Here is a 1,717-nt window from a genome sequence, read left to right on the forward strand (position 1 = left end):
ACCAGCACCGCACCCTCCCCACCGAACGCGGAGACCACCTCGGTGGAAGGGGCGGGACGGCGGACCAGACGGGCCGCACGCAGTTCGTCACCGCGTACCGCGAGCTGCGGCTCATCGCCCACCAGGGCGGCGAGCGGGAGCGGACGGGTGGTCTCGGGGTCGAGGTCGATCAGGCCGAAGCAGCCGGGGTTCTCGGACTGGGCGGAGCGTACCAGCCCCCAGACCGCGGCGGCGGCCGGGTCGTGGCCGGTGGTCGCGCCGCGGGTCACGAAGACGAACCTCGTGGCGGCGTGGCGCTCGTCCTCCAGCCGGGTCCGCACCAGCTCCAGCACGTGCCGGGTGAGGGCGTGGGTGACGGCCGGGGTGTCGGCCGCCTCCTCGTGCTCCTGGGCGGCGACGGGCAGCAGCACCAGGTCGGGCAGCTCGGCGTCGTCCGTCAGGGACGCGCGCCGGCCGATCTCGGTACCGGCCGCCCGCAGGCTCTCGACGAGCCCGAAGGGATCCTCACCGACGATCTCCGCCATCGGCTCCGCGGACTCGGCCAGGGTGACCGGGGTCCAGTCGAGACGGAACAGGGAGTCGCGGACGAGTGCCGCGGCGGAGCTGAGCGCCTCCGCGGACACGGCGCGCATGGTGAGCGCCTGGACGGCGGCCACGGGGGCGCCGGTGGTGTCGGCGACGGCCAGGGTCAGCGTGCCGTCGGTGTCACGGCCGAGGCGGACGCGGACGGACGAGGCGCCGGAGGCGACCAGCGAGACGCCGTTCCAGGAGAACGGGACGCTGCCGGTCGTGCCGTCACCGGTCGGGGCCGCGAGCCATGCGGCGTGCAGGCCGGCGTCGAGCAGCGCCGGGTGGAGGCCGAAGCTCTCGGCGTCCTTCTGTGTGCCGTCAGGCAGCGTGACCTCGGCGAACACCTCGTCGCCGCGGCGCCAGGCGGCCCGCAGGCCCTGGAACACATGACCGTAGGCGAAGCCCTCGGCCTCGCGTGCCTCGTAGAAGCCGGTCAGGTCGACGGGCTCGGCGTCCGCCGGCGGCCACGCCGTGGCGTCGAACGTCGCGGCGGCCGTCGGGAGCCCGGTGGCGAGGACGCCGGTGGCGTGCTGGGTCCAGGGGGCGTCGGTGGACCGCTCCGGACGCGAGTGGATCGTGACGGTCCGGCGTCCGGCGGCGTCCGCGGCGCCCACCCGCACCTGGGTGCGGACCGCGCCCTGCTCCGTGAGGACCAGCGGGGCGGCCAGGGTGAGTTCCTCGACGTGGTCGCAGCCGACCTCGTCGCCGGCACGGAGCGCCAGCTCCAGCAGGGCGGTGCCCGGCAGCAGGACGGCGCCCATGACGGCGTGGTCGGCCAGCCAGGGGTGCGAGTTCAGTGACAGGCGCCCGGTGAAGACCAGGCCCTCGCCCTCGGCGAGTTCGACGACCGCGTTGAGCAGCGGGTGGGCCGCCGCGGTGATGCCGACGGAGTTGACGTCCGTCGCGCCACGCTTGCCGGTGGGCCAGAACGGCCGGTGCTGGAAGGCGTAGGTCGGCAGGTCGACGACACGGGCGCCGGCCGGGGCCAGGAACCCGGCCCAGTCGACGCGGGTGCCGGTGGCGTGCAGTCGGCCGAGGGCGGTCAGGGCGGCCGTCTCCTCGTCGCGGCCCTTGCGCAGGACCGGAATGGTGACGGTCTCGTCGCCGGTCAGCGACTCCTGGGCCATCGCGGAGAGGACTCCGTCGG

Annotated in this window: 1 protein-coding gene; it reads right to left on the reverse strand. The window is 75.3% G+C overall.

All coding sequences use genetic code 11. The features are described 5' to 3' along the window. Positions 1 to 1,697: polyketide synthase dehydratase domain-containing protein (locus ACIOWN_RS34485; protein WP_401984477.1), on the reverse strand; the 1,697-nt coding region annotated here is incomplete at its 3' end. Positions 1,698 to 1,717 lie beyond the last annotated feature (20 nt).

Origin of the sequence: Streptomyces sp. NPDC087787, assembly GCF_044743035.1 — a bacterium.
Classification (GTDB): domain Bacteria; phylum Actinomycetota; class Actinomycetes; order Streptomycetales; family Streptomycetaceae; genus Streptomyces.